Below are 18,550 nucleotides of genomic sequence, written 5' to 3' on the forward strand. Positions count from 1 at the left end.
TATGTATAAGATTGAATCATCAAAAGATATAAAGAAGTTGATACGTTCAATATTAGAGCTTGTACTATTGCTTTCACTTTTGGCTTTCATATTGAAATCACTGCTTACTTCTACAACGTACAGACCGTATAATCCATTGGATACAAACGTGGTTTCACGTATGGATCATGGATTCCTGGCTATTTCATATTCCGGTGTAGCGAGGGAAGGAAGCGATTCGAGAATCGGAGTGGACAGGCTTGATGAACATTTGAAAGCTCTTGAGGAGAGCGGATATGTTACGATTACTCAGAACGATATCGACAACTATTACAATCGCGGTATAGCGCTTCCTGATAAAGCACTTTTCCTAATGTATGAGGATGGAAGAAATGATACAGCCATCTTTTCACAGAAGATAATGGAGAAATACAACTTCAAGGCAACAATGTTTACTTATGCCGAGAAGTTCAGGAGTAAGGATGCATTCTTCCTCATGCCGGACGAACTCAAAAGGCTTGAAGAGAGCACATACTGGGAACTCGGAAGTAATGGATATAGACTTGGATATATAAACGTCTTCGACAGATACAAAAGATACATCGGAGAACTGTCGAGTGAAGAATACTCTGCAATGAACAAATATTTTGGCAGAGATTACAATCATTATCTTATGGATTATGTAAGAGATGAGAATGGCGTTCCGAAGGAATCCTACAATGAAATGCAAAAGAGGGTATCCGGCGAGTATGGCCTTATGAAACAGGAATATATACGGGGACTTGGAAAAGTGCCCGGGGCATATGTTCTTCTTCACTCAAATACAGGCAAATTCGGTGATAATGATAAAGTAAGTGCAATAAATGAGAGAGCGATCACGAATACATTTACAATGAACTTCAACAGGGAAGGATATGCTCTCAACAACAAAAAGAGTAGCATTTATGACCTTACACGCCTTACACCTCAGCCAAGCTGGTATACAAACCATCTTATCATGAGGATAAGGGATGATCTTCCGGAAGAAGATAAGAATAATATAGAGTTTATCGAAGGGGACGGTAACTCTAAGGACGCTTGGGAGCTTGTTATGGGAGCTGCCGAGTATAGGAAGAATGATGAGGTTATAGCGCTTACATCGCTTCCTCAGGAAATGGGTATCTTAAAGTTAAAGGACAGTGAGAAACTTAAGGATATCAAAATCTCAACAACGCTTAAGGGAAATGTACTCGGTTGCCAGTCAGTCGTTTTGAAGGCTAACAGCAAACTGGAAGGCGGCGTGGAAGTGAGAGTAATGAATAACCATCTTTATCTCATAAACGGTAAAGAGGTTGTTGAGGACATCGATCTTTATGATTTTGATCAGAAAGAGAAAGTTTCGGTCGAAGAAGACATGAGAGATTCCCTTGCCGGTGAATACGCAGCATTTGCAAGATATGCCGTAAGTCATAAAGAAGCGGTAGAGTATACAAATCTTTCAAATGAAGTTAAGAAAGCAAAAATTAAGACATTGGAAGAAGGGGCTGAAGAGTACAGACCTGTATTCCAGATTAGCGATGCAGGAAACAGAAAGCTTGATATAACGCTTAAAGAGAACGTGATCACAGTCAAGCTTGATGATAAGGTTGTTTTTGAGAACTACGAGCTTAAAAACATTCACGCCGGAGCTATTTATCTTAAGAGTGCTTGGACAGAGTATGGTTACAGTCAGAGAAATGTTGCGGATGACGTTTATGACGGAGTATTTGAGAAGCTGACCATAACGAACCTTGACGATAACAGTGTACTTTACACAAATGTACTTACAGGTATGCAGAATGTTCAAAGGAAAGTTGAACAGACATTTAATTCTGTAATAAACTGGTTTATTACAAATATTTAAGATCACGCTAACGCTTAGTGATCGTATGATAGGGGAGACTATGAATTTAAAAAAGACTTATGTATTGCTTTCTGCAATAGTGTTATGCTTTGGAATGTTCTGCGGCTGTGGGGACACTGCGGATAAAAGTAGTGATGCGAATGCGGAAAGCGAGGCAGAAAGTGCTTTCGTGGAAGATTCATATGGCGGAGAATCCGGAGAAGTTACGGTCTGGTACCCCTATTGGGACAATGAAACTGCGGACGATGAACTTGCTGCGATAGGAGATGATGTCGACACGATATGCTTTTTTGCGGCATATTTTGACAAAAACAGTAAGCTCTTTGTTCCGGACAATATTACGGACAAGATAGGGGAATTTAAAAAGTCCGGGTATTTAAAAGGAAAGACGACGTTTCTTACAATAGTTAATGATAAACTGCTTGATCAGGGTTCATCCCTAAAAGATACTGAGCTTTTATATGAGATATTGGGAAACAGTAACCTTGCGGAAAAGCATGCGGACAATGTTATAAAACTTGCCGGAAAAACAGGTCTTGGCGGCATCGAGATAGACTATGAGGCGATAAAGAAAGATAAGGAGCTGTGGGGGCGTTTTAATGAGTTTATAAAAGTGCTCTCGGAAAAGGCTTCAAAAGAAAATATCAGTCTCAGAGTTATATTTGAGCCTTCGGCGCCGATAGACAGTTTTGAATGGCCTGAATATCCGGAATATGTAATGATGTGTTACAACCTTAAGGGATACGGTACGGAACCGGGACCTAAAGCGGATGTGGAATTTATAAAAGGTCTGTATGAGAAAATGTCCGTTTTAAACGGAAAAGTTAATTTGGCATTTGCTACGGGAGGATTTGATTTTGCTGATGACGGATCGGTTAAACAGCTTAATTACAATGCTGCCGTGGCACTATGCGATGAATATGGCGGTACACCGGAACGTGATCCCGGAAGTTCAGCAATGTACTTTAGTTATACAGATGAGGTGAATACTGAACATCAGGTATGGTATGCCGATCAAGAGACATTAAAAGTCTGGATTGAGACTGCAAAAAATTCTGGTTGTGAAAAAATTTCAATCTGGCGACTTGGCGGAAATTTATAACAAAAATAGTCATAAAAGCGGCATTATAATATACTTAAACAATGGCGCTTTTATGACTTTTTTTGTACAAAAAAAGTAGTTGCAATATTAAAAATGAAATGATATTATTTTAGTGTACTAAGTTGAATAGTACACTTATTCTTGTATCATGGGGGGGATGAAGACCTATGATATACAAGCATATCCGAAAGGGTTTTATATATAATGTTACTTAATAATTTCATAATTGATGATGGATGGGAGAACTATGAAAATTATAGACTACCAGGACAGCAGACCTATTTATGAGCAGATAGTTGAAAGTTTCAAAGTCCAGATTTTTAAAGGAATATTGCAGGCTGATGAGCAAATGCCGTCTGTCAGGAGCCTTGCAATGGAACTTTCGACAAATCCCAATACGGTTCAGCGTGCTTATTCTGAACTTGAGCGGCAGGGATTTATTTATACTGTGAAGGGCAGGGGGAACTTTGTCAAAGGTGACGATTCTCTGAAAGATACTAAGAAACAGGAGGTAATCGATGAGATTGTCGAACTGTTTGTTGAAGCAAATTCTATCGGTATCACTTTTGATGAAGTGTTGTCAGAAATAAAGGTCAGGCTAGATGAAATAGCTAAGGAGGGAGGAAAGTCGTGATTGAGTTAATTGAAGTTAACAAGGCATTTGATGAAATCAAGGCTGTCAATCATGTTTCACTGAAGATTACTGACGGTGAAGTTTTTGGTCTCGTGGGGACAAATGGGGCAGGAAAGAGCACTACATTAAGAACAATAGCAGGTATTATCAAACCGGATTCCGGTATTGTATGTGTTGATAACAGACCTGTTTATGATAATCCTGATGTTAAGAAGGATGTTTTTTATATTTCGGATGATCAATATTTTTTCCCGAATAGTACTCCGGAAGATATGGCTGTGTTCTATTCTTCAATTTATAAGGACTTTGATAAAGATAAATTTGATAAGATGACCACAGGATTTGGACTTGATACGAGTAGGAAGATAAATACATTCTCTAAGGGTATGAAAAAGCAGGTTTCAATTCTGTTGGGATTATGTGCGGGAACCAAGTACCTTCTTTGTGATGAAACTTTTGACGGACTTGATCCTGTAGTCAGACAGGGGGTTAAGAGCCTTTTTGCAGCTGAAATATCGGACAGAGGCTTGACTCCCGTAATTGCATCTCACAATTTAAGAGAACTCGAAGATATTTGTGATCATGTTGGATTGCTCCATGATGGTGGTGTTGTTTTATCACAGGATCTGTCTGACATGAAATTTAATATGCAAAAAATTCAGTGCGTATTTAAGTCTGAAGAGGATGAAAAGAAGGCACTTGAAGGTCTCGATGTGCTTATCCATGATGTGCGCGGAAGGCTTCATACAATAACTGTCAGGGGTGAAAGGACAGATATTGAAAAAGCGTTCAAGCGCGGAGAAATGATTTTCTTTGAAATATTAGCTCTTACATTGGAAGAGATCTTCATAAGTGAGACGGAGGTGGTTGGATATGACATCCGCAAATTTATCTTGGGTTGATAAGGTTAAAGCAAATAAAAAAATCATGAGTAATAGAAATTTGTGGACTTTTGTTCTTGTTTTACCTGTAGTTTTCATTGCTTTTATTGTTCCTACCGTGCTTTGGTTTATCAGAACAACAAATTATGGAAATATGCACAGTCAGTCGGCTGAACAGATGTTGTTTGAGAAGCAGATGGTAGTAATGAGAACAATTGGTCTTAGCTCAGACCTTTATCTTCTTATTGGGGCACTCGGCATTTTATATGCTTTTGCTAAGTTTTCTTATCTGTTTAGTACAAGTAAGCTTGATTTTTATTTGAGTCTGCCTACTACAAGTGCAAGAAGAGTGCAGAGTGCTTATATGGTTGCACTATCTAATTTTACCGGTATTTACCTTATTGTTGTGGCTATAGCTTTTCTGATTTCGGCTACAACAGGGGCAGTAAATACTGCCGTTGTTATTGCTGTTCTTATCCAGACGGCTAGAATGCTTGTGTTCTTCTATGCATGTTTTACCATAGCAACTTTAGCTATTATGTTGAGTGGAACTAAGCTTATAGCACTTATATTTACAGCTTTTTTGTTATGTTTTCCTGCAGTTTTAGGAGAAGAATTCCATCAATTTGATAGGATTTTTTATAAAACTTCAACAGGTTATGATACTGTACGCAGATTTTTGTGCCCTTTATTTGATGCAAATTCTGTTGCTGAATATTGGTTCCGGTATAGATTTTATTCTAAAGAATATGTTATGGATGTGCCTTTTATTCTGGATTCATATCGTGAGCTCTTTTTATATGACATTGATATGATTCTTGCTGCTATTATAGCGACTGTACTGGTGATGGTCGTATATAAGCGCAGAAGAGCGGAGCATGTTGGAAAAACTATCATATATAAGCCTGTTAGATGGGCAGTCAAGATAATTATTTGTATTGTTACTTCACTTGCCGGAGTAGTTGCTTTAAATACTGTATGTCATTCAATTCAAAGTCAGTATTTGTATGTTATCTTTGGTTTTGCAATGCTTATAATCTGTTTGATCACCGGTGGATTTGTAGAAATTTGTCTTGATCTTGATATAAAGAGTTTTTCCAAGGGTAGACGTCAAACGCTTATGGCAATGGCAATATTGCTTTTGATTTTTTTTATTTATAGGGGTGATTTACTAGGCTATGACAGCTATGTACCGACCCCCTCATCTATTGAAAGCGCCTCGATTATAAATGTAGACGAAGGTTTTGGGTATTATTATGATGAAAGCAGAAGGTTTTCTGATACTATTGATGGTTATTCTGAATTGCATATGAAACTTTCTGATGTTGATTCTGTAGTCAAGGTTGCACGGAAAGGAATGGAGTGTGCCAGAAGGAATACATACAACAAGCATGCGGACGGATGGAACAGTATAGTTACGTACAATATGAAAGACGGTAGAAAGATATACAGAAATATCATAATACCTTATGACATAGATCCTGCGCTTATGGATAAACTTACCGGTAGCGAGGAATATATAAAGGGGCATATTCCGTGCTTTGATGATAATTTATTTAGTGAAGAGATGTTAAATTCTGATCTCAGTATTTCCTTTGAATTTGTTTATTACAACGGAAACGGGGTTGCTGATTACAATATACCGATAAAAGAATTTATTGATGCTTACAGGCAGGATGTCCTGGAACATTATAAATATTCTTTTATCAGAGAGCACAGTGCGGTCGGAGAAGTCTTGATAAAAATCGATTATCCGTCATATGCTTATGTTTCTTTATATGTATATGAGGACTTTACGCGTTCAATCGAATTCTTGAAAAAGCATGGATTATATGTTGATCAGAAAAGCTTCTTGGAAAATATAGATGAGATTAAGGTTTATAATGCCTTTGTGCAGCCGATAAAATCTGTAAACTTCAATGATCTGTCAGAACAGGGAAAAAGAGATGCTTTTTATTTGTGGTATTACGGAAGGAATGATTACGGTTCCAGTACTCATACTTATACAGATAAGGGACAGATAAAAGAAATTCTTGATAATTGTACATATGACTACTATGTTGAGTGGGGCTATCCTTTTGATAAGCTTGAAAAGCAGTATTCTGTAAGCGTTAACGAAAATACACAGGATGTTTTTGAGCGTCATTTTAGTTTTAAGTTGAATTCGGTACCGGAGTTTGTTATAGAGGATTTAGCAAGTGAAAATTAACTCTTTTATCCCAAAAAGAATTAAGCAGCCAAAGCAAAGAGTTAAGACGATAGGAAAGAGAGGGCTGGTTTCCTGGCTCTTTCTTTTACCTTCACTCGTCGGAGTAATGGTATTTTTTGTTATGCCTTTCATGGTTGTTATAGGCTATTCATTTATGAACAATCCTATCCAGAAAGAGTTTGTGGGATTCAGTAATTTTGTAAATGTATGGAATAATGATGCTTTCAGGTTAGCGGGAGGGAATACATTAAAGTTTTCTTTTACTGCGGTACCTCTTGCAGTTATATTGTCACTGGTGTTGGCTGTTGTTATGGAATCGAGGATTCCGTTCAAAAGCTTTTTCAGATCGGCCTTTCTAAGTCCGCTTATGGTGCCGACTGCTTCCATAGTACTTATATGGCAGGTGATGTTTCATCAAAACGGTCTTGTTAACAATGTTCTTATGATGTTTAGTGATTCCAAGACGGATTGGCTCAAATCTGATAAGGCATACATTGTTATCATATCGCTTTTTTTATGGAAAAATCTTGGTTACAACATGATCTTATTCATGTCCGCACTTGCGGGAATACCAAAGGAACTTATAGAAGTTGCAAGAATAGAAAGTGCAGGTAAATTTCAGATTTTTTGGCACGTGAAGCTCAGGTTCATGTCGCCTACGATCATGTTTGTTACGATCATGTCCCTGATCAATTCCTTTAAGGTTTTCCGGGAAGTTTATCTTCTTACCGGAGATTATCCTTATGATACGTTATATATGCTTCAGCATTATATGAATAATAAATTTGCTGCGCTGGATTATCAGATGCTTTCCGCTGCGGCGATAATAATGTTCATAATTGTTTCCGTGCTGATCTATTTTCTTGTAAGACTTGAGGACTCATACGGTAAAGACGTAGAAGGATAATAACTTTTATGGAAAATAAGGCTTATGAATTATACAAAAAAAGAATAAAAAAGAAAAAAGAGATTGAAGACAGAACGAAGAAGATAATTGTAACTGTAGCGGCCGTTGTTTTCGCATTCTTTTTCATAATGCCGACGCTTTTGACGGTAACCAATTCGTTCATGGCTGCGTCGGAAATAAATGCAAATTATGGTGCAATCTTTGCTACAGATAAGAATGGTGCAAAGATATTCATTTCAAAGACCGTAAATCTTAAGTTTATTCCGGATATGGTCAGTTTCGCACAGTATTACACAGTTCTTTTTAAGAGTCCGGAGTATCTTTTTAAGTTTTGGAATTCAATGATATATACGGTTCCGATAGTTGGAATGCAGCTTGCGTTGGCTTCGCTTGCGGCGTATGGCTTTTCAAGGCATACGAGCAGGATAAAAGATGTTATCTTTTTCTGTTACATTGTTTTGATGCTGATGCCATATCAGGTAACACTTGTTCCGAACTATCTTGTTTCGGACTTTTTGGGAATCCTGGATACAAAGTGGGCTATCTGGTTTCCCGGATTCTTCTCACCTTTTGCGATTTATCTTCTGACCAAGTTCATGAAGAGAGTTCCAAAAGAGCTTACTGAAGCGGCTGAGATAGACGGTGCCGGTGAATGGGATATTTTTTCGAAGATACAGCTTCCGCTGTGTAAGGGCGGAATCGCTTCGATAACTATATTGGTATTTTTTGATTATTGGAACATGGTTGAGCAGCCGCTTATATTGCTTAAGGATCCGGAGAAACATCCTTTATCCGTATTCTTATCTAAGATCAACACCGGCGAGATAAGTCTTGCTTTCGCGGTTGCGGTAATTTATTTGATCCCGCCGTTATTGTTGTTCTTATACGGCGAAGATTATTTGGTGGAAGGTATTTCTTACCAAGGAGGAGTAAAGGGATGAGTGAAGAAAAAGAGATTGTTGTTGAAGACAACGCTCCCAAAAAAGAAAAGAAGGACAGAAAAGATATTGTAAAAAACGTAGCGATTGTATTCCTTAGCATTATGCTTATTCTTACGTTTTTTTCCAATACCATTATGAATTATTCCCTTCCGCAGGTTGCAACAACTTATGTGGAAAGAGGAGAGATCAATCCGCAGATCAAAGGAACGGGTGATGTATCCGCGGAAGATCCTTACAACGTTACCGTTAAGGAGTCAAGGAAAATCTCAGGTGTCGCCGTGAAGGAAGGCGCACATGTAAATAAGGACGATATTCTCTTTTATCTTGATGACATGGAGTCGGATGAACTTGTAAAAGAGAAAGAGAATCTCGATGCGCTTGAGCTTCAGTACGAACAGGCTCTTTTCTCGGGAGATATTCCGGATGAGGTTATTACAAAGGTTCGTAAAGGCAAGAAGTCAACTTATGACAATTATCAGGCTGAAGTAAAGAGCGTTACAGATAAATATAATGAGGCGCTTGCGGCTGACAATGCTGCGCAGGCAAAGATTGACGAGATTACCGGCAAGAAGGACTATGATGCTGCGGGAAATGCTTATGAAGCAGCGACACCCGGCTATACTCTTGACCAGGCAAAAGCAGATCTTGCTGATGCGCAGGCACGTGGTGATGAGGAAAGAGCAGCTGATCTTCAGAATAAGATAGCTGAGCTTGAGAAAGACCAGGGACAGCTTACCAATTACGGCACTCAGGTTGATGCAAGCAACAGCCAAAAACTTGCAACAGCCACCGCGGAAAAGGCTAAAACGGCTGCAGCACTTAAAGTAGCTGAAGAAGAGAAGACAAAGGTACTTGGAAGCGTTAAGACAGAACTTGCTCTCAACGATCTCAAAGATAAGATCGCTACATCAAAGGAAAAACTCAGTAAGCTTGAAGCTGAAACTACAGGTGCAACAATTAAGTCACCTGTTGACGGAATTGTATCAAGCATTGCAAAGGTTGCAGGAGAAACTACATCTGCCGAAGAGCCTGTTGCGGTTATTCAGGTTGACGGAAAAGATATGACGGTAGAATTCTCAGTACCTACAGAGCAGGCTAAGAAGCTTAAAGTCGGAGATGCGGCAAAGCCTCAGAATCCATATCAGTTTAAGGAAGAATTCAGAGCGATACTTAAATCTATAAAGAATGACAAGACAGATCCGGCAGGAAAGAAGGTTCTGACATTCAAAGTTGAGAGCTCTGAAGTTACACCGGGACAGTCACTTTCACTTCAGATCGGGGAGAGATCCAAGGAATATGACATGGTTGTTCCGAACAATGCAGTTAAGGGCGGATCGTCTGACAAGCATGTACTTGTTATAAAAGAGAAGCATTCTCCGCTCGGAAACAGATATATTGCAACAAGAGTAGATGTTGAAGTTGTTGCGCAGGATGACAAAAACACAGCGATTAACGCAAGCCTGGATGAATATGCTTATGTTATTACAACTGCATCAAAAGCTGTTAATCCGGGAGACCAGGTAAGACTTTCTGACGAGGGAAGATGAAGACAGAAAAAGCATCAGAGTTTTTAGAGAAAATCAAAAATAAAATAATAGTTATTGCAAAAGAAGCAAAGATACCACTTATTCTTGTTGCGATACTTTTGGTTGCAGATCTGATCTTGGGGATGATAAGCAGAGCAATGATAGGTAATTTGCCCGATCAGAATACGGTATCCAGATGTTCATATGAGCATTGTGCGCAGGTTAGTGCATTTTTCGGTCAGGACAGGTACATTGACGAAGATTTCATCAAAAAGATGGAATACGATTTTAAGAATAAGATCACAGAGAGCGGTATCAGTGAGAAGAAGCTTAAGTATTCAAGCTGTTACAGTGCGCAGGGGACAGTGAGCCTTTCTTTTGAAGACAAGAATTTGGAGGAAGTGGACGCTATCGGAGTAGCGGGAGATTTTTTCCTGTTCCATCCACTTAAGTTTGTATCGGGCGGGCCGTTTATCAATGATTCTGTTATGGCTGACTATATTGTTATAGATACGGATATAGCATGGAAATTGTTTGGCTCCAATGATGTTGTCGATGAAATCGTCTATATAGGCGATGTTCCGCATTATATTGCAGGTGTTGTCGAAAGACCTGAGGGAAGGATCAGTGATGCCGCAGGTCTTAAAGATCCTGTAATTTACATGACCTATGACAGCCTTTCAAAGTATGGAAATATATACAGCGGCAGGACTACAGAGAAAGAGATATCCGAAGACGGCAAAAAGGCTAAATTCGGAGGAATAAATTGTTATGAGATAGTATGCACCAATCCTGTAGAAGGGATTGTTCGCAGTAATATAGCTGAGAGTTGCGGCCTGGATGGCAGATTTGTGCACATCTGCGAGAATTCAGAAAGATTTAAAGCTTTGCCGCTTCTTGAAGTAGTCGCTTCTTTTGGAACACGAAGTATGTGGCAAAAGGCAATTTATTACCCATATTGGGAAAATATAGCCAGAGGATATGAAGATATTCTATCAATACTTTTTGTGATAAGGCTTTTTTTGAAAGTGAGCGCATGTGTGACAGTTATTCTTTTTGTAAGGACATTTTATGTACGCAAGGAAACTGATCTGCACGGTTTGTTTGAAAAATTGGCAGATAAGAAGTATGAACTTGAAGTTAAGTTGAATGAGAGAAAGAAAAATAAGAGGAATGCAAAATGGGAAAAAGACGAGTTGCCAAGAGAGTAGTCTGTTTAAGTCTTGCATCGTTTCTTTTTGCGGCATCTCTTACGGGATGCGGAAAGAAAGGAGGGGATCCCGTAGAGGAGGCCAAAAAGGTTGACAAGAATTGTATATATAAGCAGGAAGAACTGGAAGGAGTACTAAATGAAGGCGAGTCGATAGGGGATATCGGTTATGTCGGAGACAAGGTAAGAGTTATTACAACTTCCGAGAAAGGTGATGTCAGGTATATTTCTCTTAACACTGACGGATCTGACGTTCAGTCTGTTGATATAAAACTTGAAAAAGGAAGTTATCCATCATGGTGTGCTTATGATAAAGACGGAAGCCTTTATATGACGTACTATGTATATGATGAAGAAGATCTTCCAATACTTTATGCTGAGGATAATGCATCGGCAGGTGAGGCTTCATCTGCGGCATCAGATGAAGGTGATACTGCCGGAGAAGGGGCTTTGGAAGGGGCTTTGGATGCATCACAAGATAAGGCTGATACAGAGACAACGGACGCAGAATCATCGGAAAAAAAGGCCTCGACAGAAGAAAAATCCGAGGCGGAAGATGAGGGTGCTGATACTTCAGACGGAGCATATGATGATTCATTTTATTATCTTGTGAAAATCGATCCTACGGGAAAAGAACTTTTAAAATTTGATCTGTCCAAGGAATTTGCCGGTGAAGAGAATTACTGTGGTCAGATGGTCATGACTGATAAATACGGTCTTTTGTTTGAAACTTCCAGAGGAATTGAGAAGTTCGATGATAAGGATGGTTTTAATATCATCATGGCTAAAGAAGAAATTGCCAAGTCAATCGGCTATGTTTCTTCTTTCGGTAAAGGGGCAAATGATCAGCTGTATATTTCTTATTATGATGATCAGAGCGAAGATGATGTGGTTTGTTTGCTTGATCTTGATAAGAAAGAAATCGGGAAAGCTGTTTCTGCATTTAACAACGGTGATTATGTTTCTACTTTTTTTGCAGGCGAAGGTTATGATCTCTATGCTTCGGGAAGAAGCGGAATATATGGATATGACATCAAGAACGATAAGCTTGTAAAACTCGTTGATTTTGCTGATTCAGCAATTGGAATGGGAACTTTTACATCAGTAAACAGAGCAGTGGCTATAAGCGAAAATGAATTTATTGCGGATATTCCGGAAGGTATTGATAGTTCATCGGTTCTTTGCAGATTGGTTAAGGTCAATCCCGAGGATGTTGTTGATAAGATACAGATTACTTTTGGCGGTTTGTATATTGATACTCCTATGATGAACGCCGTTATGAAGTTTAACAGGTCAAGTGATAAGTATACTATAAAAATATTGGATTACGGCGATATGTATCCTGATGATTACGATCAAGCTGTAAAGCAGTTTAATTTGGATATCACATCCGGGAAAACGCCTGATATCATAGATGTTTCATCACTAAACATACCGATTGAAACTTTGGCAAATAAAGGGATAGTTCTTGATCTGAGTTCGCAGTTTGAGAATGGCGGAGCATTTGGAGACGTGGAATTACTTCCAAATGTTGCCGAGATGATGAAAGTAAACGGTAAGTTTTATTCTGCCATTCCTTATTATACTGTTTCAACTTATGTGATGAGAGCAAGTTTAGCCAATGGTAAAACGTCTTTGACATATGAAGACTGTGACCAACTTATAAAGGACAAGCATACTGATTACAATACCGCTTTTGGCGGATATTCTTACAAAGAATATTTGATCTCTTATGCATGGTTATATAACAGAAATCAGTATGTTGACTGGTTTAATAAGAAATGTAATTTTAACAGCCCTGAGTTTATCGATTTTTTGAATTTTATAAACAGATTTCCTTCTGAAGAAAAAGCAAGTATCGATGAAGAAAATGCAGATTACAATCAGCTTTATGCTCAGGATAAGGCATTGTTCTACAGCGCATTTTTTGCTTCACCGGAAGATTATACGAGAATAAAACAGGTTGATTTTAATGATGATATAGCAATGGTAGGTTTTCCGAATAACAGCGGAAAAAACTTTGCAGCCATTTATCCTATAACTGTTGCTGTAAGCAGCAAAGTAAGCAATTTGGATGGTGCTGCCGAATTTATAAGGAAGCTTTTTGAAATAGGCAATCCCGAAGATAAGGAAAAGTTTATCAGCTATCTGTCTTCAAATAAGAATTATTTTGAAGCTATGCTGCAAGAAGCTTGTGAGGAAAAAGATGAGTCTTCGGAGGATGCTTATTTCCAGGATTATACTTCCGGTAAACAGGTCAAGAAAAAGCCTATGACACAGGAAGAAGCAAAGGAATTTTATGATTATGTCCTTTCTATAGATACTATGTATGAGGTAGAGACGGATATTCAAAATATTATAAGTGAGGAGGCTTCGGCATTTTTCAGCGGTCAGAAGACTGCGGAAGAAGTTGCCGAGATCATACAGAACAGAGTTAACGTATATATCAATGAAAACAGCTGATAACTATTGAAATGGAGAAGAGAAAAATGAGAAAAGTTGGGCAGGCAGGTAAAGGCATTAGTAGTATTCTTATTTTTGCAATCTGTATAACATCATTAGCGGGATGCGGTAAGAAAAAAAGCGATAATTCTTTAGAGGAAGCAAAGCAGATCGATAAGAACTGCATCTTTAAGCAGGAAGATTTTGAGGGTATTCTTGAACCCGGTGAAAAAGCTGATAATATCGAAATTGTGGGCGATAAAGTAAAAGTTATCACTAGGTCGGAAAAAGGAAAGAACAGATGTATCTCTTTTAACAAAGACGGATCTGATGTTCAGTCAATTGATATCAATACAAGAGAAGATGTTTATTTATCTTCTTGTGCATTTGATAATGACGGAAACATTTACGTGAATACTATTGAAGGAATAGTGGATGACAGATTTGCCGATATGGGCGGCGCTGAGGATGCTGAATCCGAAGCAGATGCTGCTTCTTCAGATGCTTCTGCTTCGGAACAATCGGATGCAGGAGAAGATGCTTCAAAAGAAGCTTCAAAAGATGCTTCAGCAAGCGAAAGCTCAGCTGCAGAAGAGGCAAACGATGGTGATTTAGGAGAGAACGTAGCTGATGATGGGAAATCTTATCTTGTAAAGCTTGATCCAACCGGAAAAGAGATATATAAATACGAGCTTTCCAAGGACTTTGAAGGAGAAGATTTCGATGTCAGCGAAATCTTCTGGTCTGCCAAGTATGGACTTGTTTGTTCTACGGCAAAGGGCATTCAGGCATATGACGAGCAGAAGGGCTTTGAAATGCTCATAGATAAAAAGAAGATTGGTGATTCGATATATATTTATAACTTTGTCAAACTTTCAGATGATAAGGCAGTTGTAACTTATTATGATGAAGTAAATTATGACGGAGAGACCACTGCGATAATTGATCTTGAGAAGAAGGAAGTTGGAAAGAAACTTGAAGGGCTTAGTGAGAATGCACAGTATAGTTTCTTTACAGGAACAGATGGCACTTTATATGCTGCAACTGATGTTGGAATCTTTAAATACGATCTTCAGGCATCTAAGCTTGAGAAACTCCTTGATTACAGAGATTCAAATATCGGTTCCGGCGGATGGATGTCATGGATTGCTGCTGTTGCTATAAGCGACAAAGAGTTTATTGCTAGTATTCCGATTGATACAGATAATAATATGGCTCTTGTAAGGCTCACCAAAGTTAATCCCGAAGATATAGTCGATAAGACAATCATTACTATGAGTACTCTTTGGACTGACGAGACTATCGGAAGCGAGATTATGAAATTCAACAGAAATAATGATAAGTACACGATTAAGATTATTGATTACAACGAGCTTTATCCCGATGACTGGGAGGAAGCGCAGAAGCAGTTTAATCTTGATATTACATCAGGAAAAGCAGCCGATATTATCAATATCTCAGGAAACGAGTCATATCTTAAGAAATACGTAGATAAAGGAATTGTACTTGATCTTACATCTGCATTTGAAAATGGTGGCCCTTTGGCTGATATAGAATTCCTTCCGAATATAGATGATATGATGAAGATAGATGGAAAGTATTATTCATTTATTCCTTCATTCACGGTTGAAACTTATGTGGTTAGATCTAAATTTGCCAACGGAAAATCATCTCTTACATATAAGGATTGCGATGAACTTATTAAAAGCAAGGGAACTGATTATGATACAGCATTTGGCTCATTCAATCAAAAGTCGATAATGGCTTCATATTATTGGGAATATTACGGCGATAAGTTTATAGATTGGGAAAATAAGAAGTGTGATTTCAACAATCCTGAATTTATTGATCTGATGAATTTTATAAATAACTTCCCGGACGAGCGTAAAGACTTTGATAGTAATGATTATATAGATCCGGAAACTTATTACGCCGATGACAGAGGTCTGTTCTACAACGGATACTTCTATAACATGAACGAATATGCAAGACTTAAGCAGGTGCTGTTTAAGGATGAGATTGAATTTGTAGGAGTTCCGAATAATTTCGGTGAAAATTTATCTTCAATAAACGCTAAAACTTTTGTGGTAAACAGCAAAACAAGCCATCAGGATATTATTTATGATTTCATCAGGAATCTTTTAGAGGCAGACAGAGGAGCTTGGGGAGGCTTTTCATCGATAAAATCAAAATTTGATTCAGAATTGCAGGAAGCCACAAAAGAAAAAAGTGACGACGATTACGATGCATATGTATATGACAGGGTAGCCGAAAAGGAAGTGAAGATTAAGCCTCTTACACAGGAGGAAGTAAAGAAGTTCAGTGATTTTGTTCTTTCGATAAACTCGCTGTACAGCGGAAATTCGGAAGTTAGCGATATAATATCTGAAGAGTGCTCTGCGTTTTTTAGCGGACAAAAGACAGCGGAGGAAGTTGCAGAGATAATCCAGAACAGAGTTAGTGTCTATATAAACGAGAATAGTTAATATTTTAAGGAGGATGCTGATATTAGGGTATCCTCCTGTATTTTTAGTTATAGTTATAAACGGAGAGAAAAAATATGAGGAAAGATTATTTTGCAAAAAGAGCTTTGAGCGGCATACTTTCAATTGCTCTTTGCATTACTGCTTTTACAGGGTGCGGTAAGAAAAAGGATGATAATCCTGTAGCTAAGGTAAAAGAGCAGTCGAAGGATTATGTTTTTAAACAGGAGAGCATTAAGGGAACTATAGAGAAAGATGAAAGAGTTACCTGTATTGATAAGGTTGGGGACAAGATCAAGGCAGTGATCGGCACAAAAAGCGGAAGTATAAGATGTGTGACATTTAATCCTGACGGATCGGATATACAGTCTTATGTTATCGAAGGAGAAGAATATTACAGCGCTGAGGAATGTGCTTTTGATAATGACGGAAATCTTTATGTGCATCTTTTTACATCTCCAAAAGAAGATGGAAGTTATGAAAACGCGGAAGTAGATAGGACAGAATATCTTGCAAAGTATGACACTTCGGGAAATGAACTTTTCAAAGTTGATGTTTCCAAAGAACTGACAGAGGAAGAATTAGAGAACAATAATTTCTTTATATATGATATGGTCTGGGTCCGGGATAAAGGACTTGTAGTCGGAACTCCCGGAGGAGTTGAGACATATGACGATGCTAACGGATTCAGTATGGTTATGCCGGGTGGCGCAGAAGGCTCTTTTGCCCATATAAGTCAGATTGTCAAAGGCTTAGATTCACAGTTATATATTCAATATGACGACGAAAAGTTCAGTACGCTTGATCTTGACAATAAAAAGATTGGTGAACCGATTGAATGTTTTGATCCGACTCAGTTCTATCAGTTTTTTGAAGGTGAAGGACATGATTTATTTGCTGCTACTTCTGAAGGGATTTTTGTATTTGACGGAAAAGAAAAGCAGCTTGTTAAAGTTCTTGATTTTAACGATTCACTTATGAGCGGCGGAATATATGATGCGGTTGCGCTTAGCGATACTGAAATAATCGCAGCTGTATCGGGAGATACTCCTGATGAATATGGCTTTAATGCCGATATTGTAAGGCTTACAAAAGTAAATCCGGAGGCTGTCGGAGAAAAGATCCAGCTTACGATGGCTTGCTTTGTCGGTGGAAACTATGCTGAAAAAGCGGCTTCAAAGTTTAATAAAGTAAATGATAAGTATAGTATCAAAGTCATAAATTATCCTGAGCTGTATGGCTCTGAGGAAGAGGGAATCAAGCAGTTTAATCTTGAACTTGTATCGGGAGATGCGCCCGATATTATTGATACCTCAGGTCTTAATGTATCAGTTCAGGAATATGTAAATAAGGGGCTTTTGCTTGATCTGACACCTGCTTTTGAAGATGGCGGTGGACTTGGTGATATCGAGTTTCTTCCTAATCTTGCTGAGATGATGAAAGTTAATGGCAAAATATACAGGGCGATTCCGGAGTTCGGTATTAAAACATATATTGTAAGAGAAAGATTTGCGGGTGGAAAAAACTCTTTTACCTATGATGAGTGCGAGGAACTTATAAAGAGTAAAAACCTTGATTATGTCTCTGCATTCGGCGATGTAAATAAAAATGTAATAATTTCTTATAATTTGCCGTATAATAGAAATAAGTATATAGATTGGCAGAACAAAAAATGCAGCTTTAACAGTCAGGATTTCGTTGAGTTTTTAAATTTTGTAAACAGGTTCAAAGAAAACAACGAGGAAGAAGATTCTGATGGTTTGGATCTTAAGTATGCCGATGACAGGGCGATTTTTTATAATGCTGAGATTTATGACCTTTATGAATATTCAAGGATTAAACAGGCTGTATTTAGTGATGAAATTGCTATGGTGGGATGTCCCAATAAGGACGGCGAGAACCTGGCTGCGATCAATGCATTTGACAGTGTGTCTGTAAGCAGCAGAACAAAATATCCAGAAGCGGCATATGATTTTATCAGATTCCTTTTTGATGATTCTAATGATCTTGGTGGAGTTTTCACATCGAATAAGGCAGGATTTGAAAAGGCTTTGGAGGAAGCGACCAAAGAAAGTGTCAGCTCGGAGACTTTATTAGTTCCGGGTGGCGGCGGTGAGGTTAAGAGAGAGCCGTTATCACAGGAAGAAGCGCAAAAGTTCTATGATTATGTGACTTCAATCAATACCTTGTATGAAGAAGAGGGAGCAATAAGCAATATTATTGTTGAGGAAACATCGGCATTCTTTAGCGGACAGAAAACCGCGGAAGAGGTCGCTGATATTATTCAGAGCAGAGTTAATATCTACATCAATGAGAATAGTTGATGTGTTAAAGATATAAGTGGTTTTTAAGGA

Annotated in this window: 12 protein-coding genes; all 12 read left to right on the forward strand. The window is 38.4% G+C overall.

All coding sequences use genetic code 11. The annotated features are described in order from the left end of the window. The first annotated feature begins 1 nt into the window (after position 1). The 12 genes from T356_RS0100725 to T356_RS0100780 all read left to right on the forward strand — a co-directional run bounded on the left by T356_RS0100725 (position 2) and on the right by T356_RS0100780 (position 18,520). Complete coding sequence (locus tag T356_RS0100725) at positions 2-1,861, forward strand: polysaccharide deacetylase family protein (RefSeq protein ID WP_026512826.1); 1,860 nt, start codon at positions 2-4, stop codon at positions 1,859-1,861. A gap of 40 nt (positions 1,862-1,901) precedes the next feature. Further along, entirely contained in the window at positions 1,902-2,963 is a 1,062-nt protein-coding gene (locus T356_RS17930; RefSeq protein ID WP_051563053.1) for a glycosyl hydrolase family 18 protein, read from the forward strand. 247 nt (positions 2,964-3,210) lie between these two features. Beyond that, positions 3,211-3,597: a GntR family transcriptional regulator gene (locus T356_RS0100735; protein WP_026512827.1), complete on the forward strand. Its 387-nt coding sequence runs from the start codon at positions 3,211-3,213 to the stop codon at positions 3,595-3,597. Beyond that, the gene (locus T356_RS0100740) at positions 3,594-4,499 is read left to right on the forward strand and encodes an ABC transporter ATP-binding protein (RefSeq protein WP_026512828.1); all 906 of its coding nucleotides are present in this window, start codon (positions 3,594-3,596) and stop codon (positions 4,497-4,499) included. Before T356_RS0100735 ends, T356_RS0100740 begins: the two co-directional genes overlap by 4 nt. After that, positions 4,471-6,687 carry a hypothetical protein gene (locus T356_RS0100745; protein ID WP_026512829.1) on the forward strand — a complete coding sequence of 739 codons (2,217 nt, stop codon included), beginning with the start codon at positions 4,471-4,473 and terminating at the stop codon, positions 6,685-6,687. Before T356_RS0100740 ends, T356_RS0100745 begins: the two co-directional genes overlap by 29 nt. Next, on the forward strand, positions 6,677-7,594 hold the full coding sequence (locus T356_RS0100750) for a carbohydrate ABC transporter permease (RefSeq protein ID WP_242846532.1): 918 nt from the start codon (positions 6,677-6,679) through the stop codon (positions 7,592-7,594). The genes T356_RS0100745 and T356_RS0100750 overlap by 11 nt, the downstream gene beginning before the upstream one ends. A gap of 8 nt (positions 7,595-7,602) precedes the next feature. Then, positions 7,603-8,535, forward strand: coding sequence for a carbohydrate ABC transporter permease (locus tag T356_RS0100755; RefSeq protein ID WP_051563054.1), 933 nt, complete (start codon positions 7,603-7,605; stop codon positions 8,533-8,535). Continuing rightward, on the forward strand, positions 8,532-10,082 hold the full coding sequence (locus T356_RS0100760; RefSeq protein WP_026512832.1) for an efflux RND transporter periplasmic adaptor subunit: 1,551 nt from the start codon (positions 8,532-8,534) through the stop codon (positions 10,080-10,082). The genes T356_RS0100755 and T356_RS0100760 overlap by 4 nt, the downstream gene beginning before the upstream one ends. After that, positions 10,079-11,272, forward strand: a complete 1,194-nt coding sequence (locus T356_RS0100765; protein WP_026512833.1) for an ABC transporter permease — start codon at positions 10,079-10,081, stop codon at positions 11,270-11,272. Before T356_RS0100760 ends, T356_RS0100765 begins: the two co-directional genes overlap by 4 nt. Then, the gene (locus T356_RS0100770) at positions 11,242-13,734 is read left to right on the forward strand and encodes an ABC transporter substrate-binding protein (protein ID WP_026512834.1); all 2,493 of its coding nucleotides are present in this window, start codon (positions 11,242-11,244) and stop codon (positions 13,732-13,734) included. The genes T356_RS0100765 and T356_RS0100770 overlap by 31 nt, the downstream gene beginning before the upstream one ends. Positions 13,735-13,760: 26 nt before the next feature. Then, the gene (locus T356_RS0100775) at positions 13,761-16,199 is read left to right on the forward strand and encodes an ABC transporter substrate-binding protein (protein ID WP_026512835.1); all 2,439 of its coding nucleotides are present in this window, start codon (positions 13,761-13,763) and stop codon (positions 16,197-16,199) included. A 74-nt stretch (positions 16,200-16,273) separates the two neighbouring features. Next, the gene (locus tag T356_RS0100780; protein ID WP_026512836.1) at positions 16,274-18,520 is read left to right on the forward strand and encodes an ABC transporter substrate-binding protein; all 2,247 of its coding nucleotides are present in this window, start codon (positions 16,274-16,276) and stop codon (positions 18,518-18,520) included. Positions 18,521-18,550: the final 30 nt, after the last annotated feature.

Source organism: Butyrivibrio sp. LB2008 (assembly GCF_000621565.1).
Classification (GTDB): domain Bacteria; phylum Bacillota; class Clostridia; order Lachnospirales; family Lachnospiraceae; genus Butyrivibrio.

Coding starts and splice junctions, on each gene's coding strand:
- T356_RS0100725 (WP_026512826.1), top strand. CDS start 2: ATGTATAAGATTGAATCATCAAAAGATATAAAGAAGTTGATACGTTCA.
- T356_RS17930 (WP_051563053.1), top strand. CDS start 1,902: ATGAATTTAAAAAAGACTTATGTATTGCTTTCTGCAATAGTGTTATGC.
- T356_RS0100735 (WP_026512827.1), top strand. CDS start 3,211: ATGAAAATTATAGACTACCAGGACAGCAGACCTATTTATGAGCAGATA.
- T356_RS0100745 (WP_026512829.1), top strand. CDS start 4,471: ATGACATCCGCAAATTTATCTTGGGTTGATAAGGTTAAAGCAAATAAA.
- T356_RS0100755 (WP_051563054.1), top strand. CDS start 7,603: ATGGAAAATAAGGCTTATGAATTATACAAAAAAAGAATAAAAAAGAAA.
- T356_RS0100760 (WP_026512832.1), top strand. CDS start 8,532: ATGAGTGAAGAAAAAGAGATTGTTGTTGAAGACAACGCTCCCAAAAAA.
- T356_RS0100765 (WP_026512833.1), top strand. CDS start 10,079: ATGAAGACAGAAAAAGCATCAGAGTTTTTAGAGAAAATCAAAAATAAA.
- T356_RS0100770 (WP_026512834.1), top strand. CDS start 11,242: ATGGGAAAAAGACGAGTTGCCAAGAGAGTAGTCTGTTTAAGTCTTGCA.
- T356_RS0100775 (WP_026512835.1), top strand. CDS start 13,761: ATGAGAAAAGTTGGGCAGGCAGGTAAAGGCATTAGTAGTATTCTTATT.
- T356_RS0100780 (WP_026512836.1), top strand. CDS start 16,274: ATGAGGAAAGATTATTTTGCAAAAAGAGCTTTGAGCGGCATACTTTCA.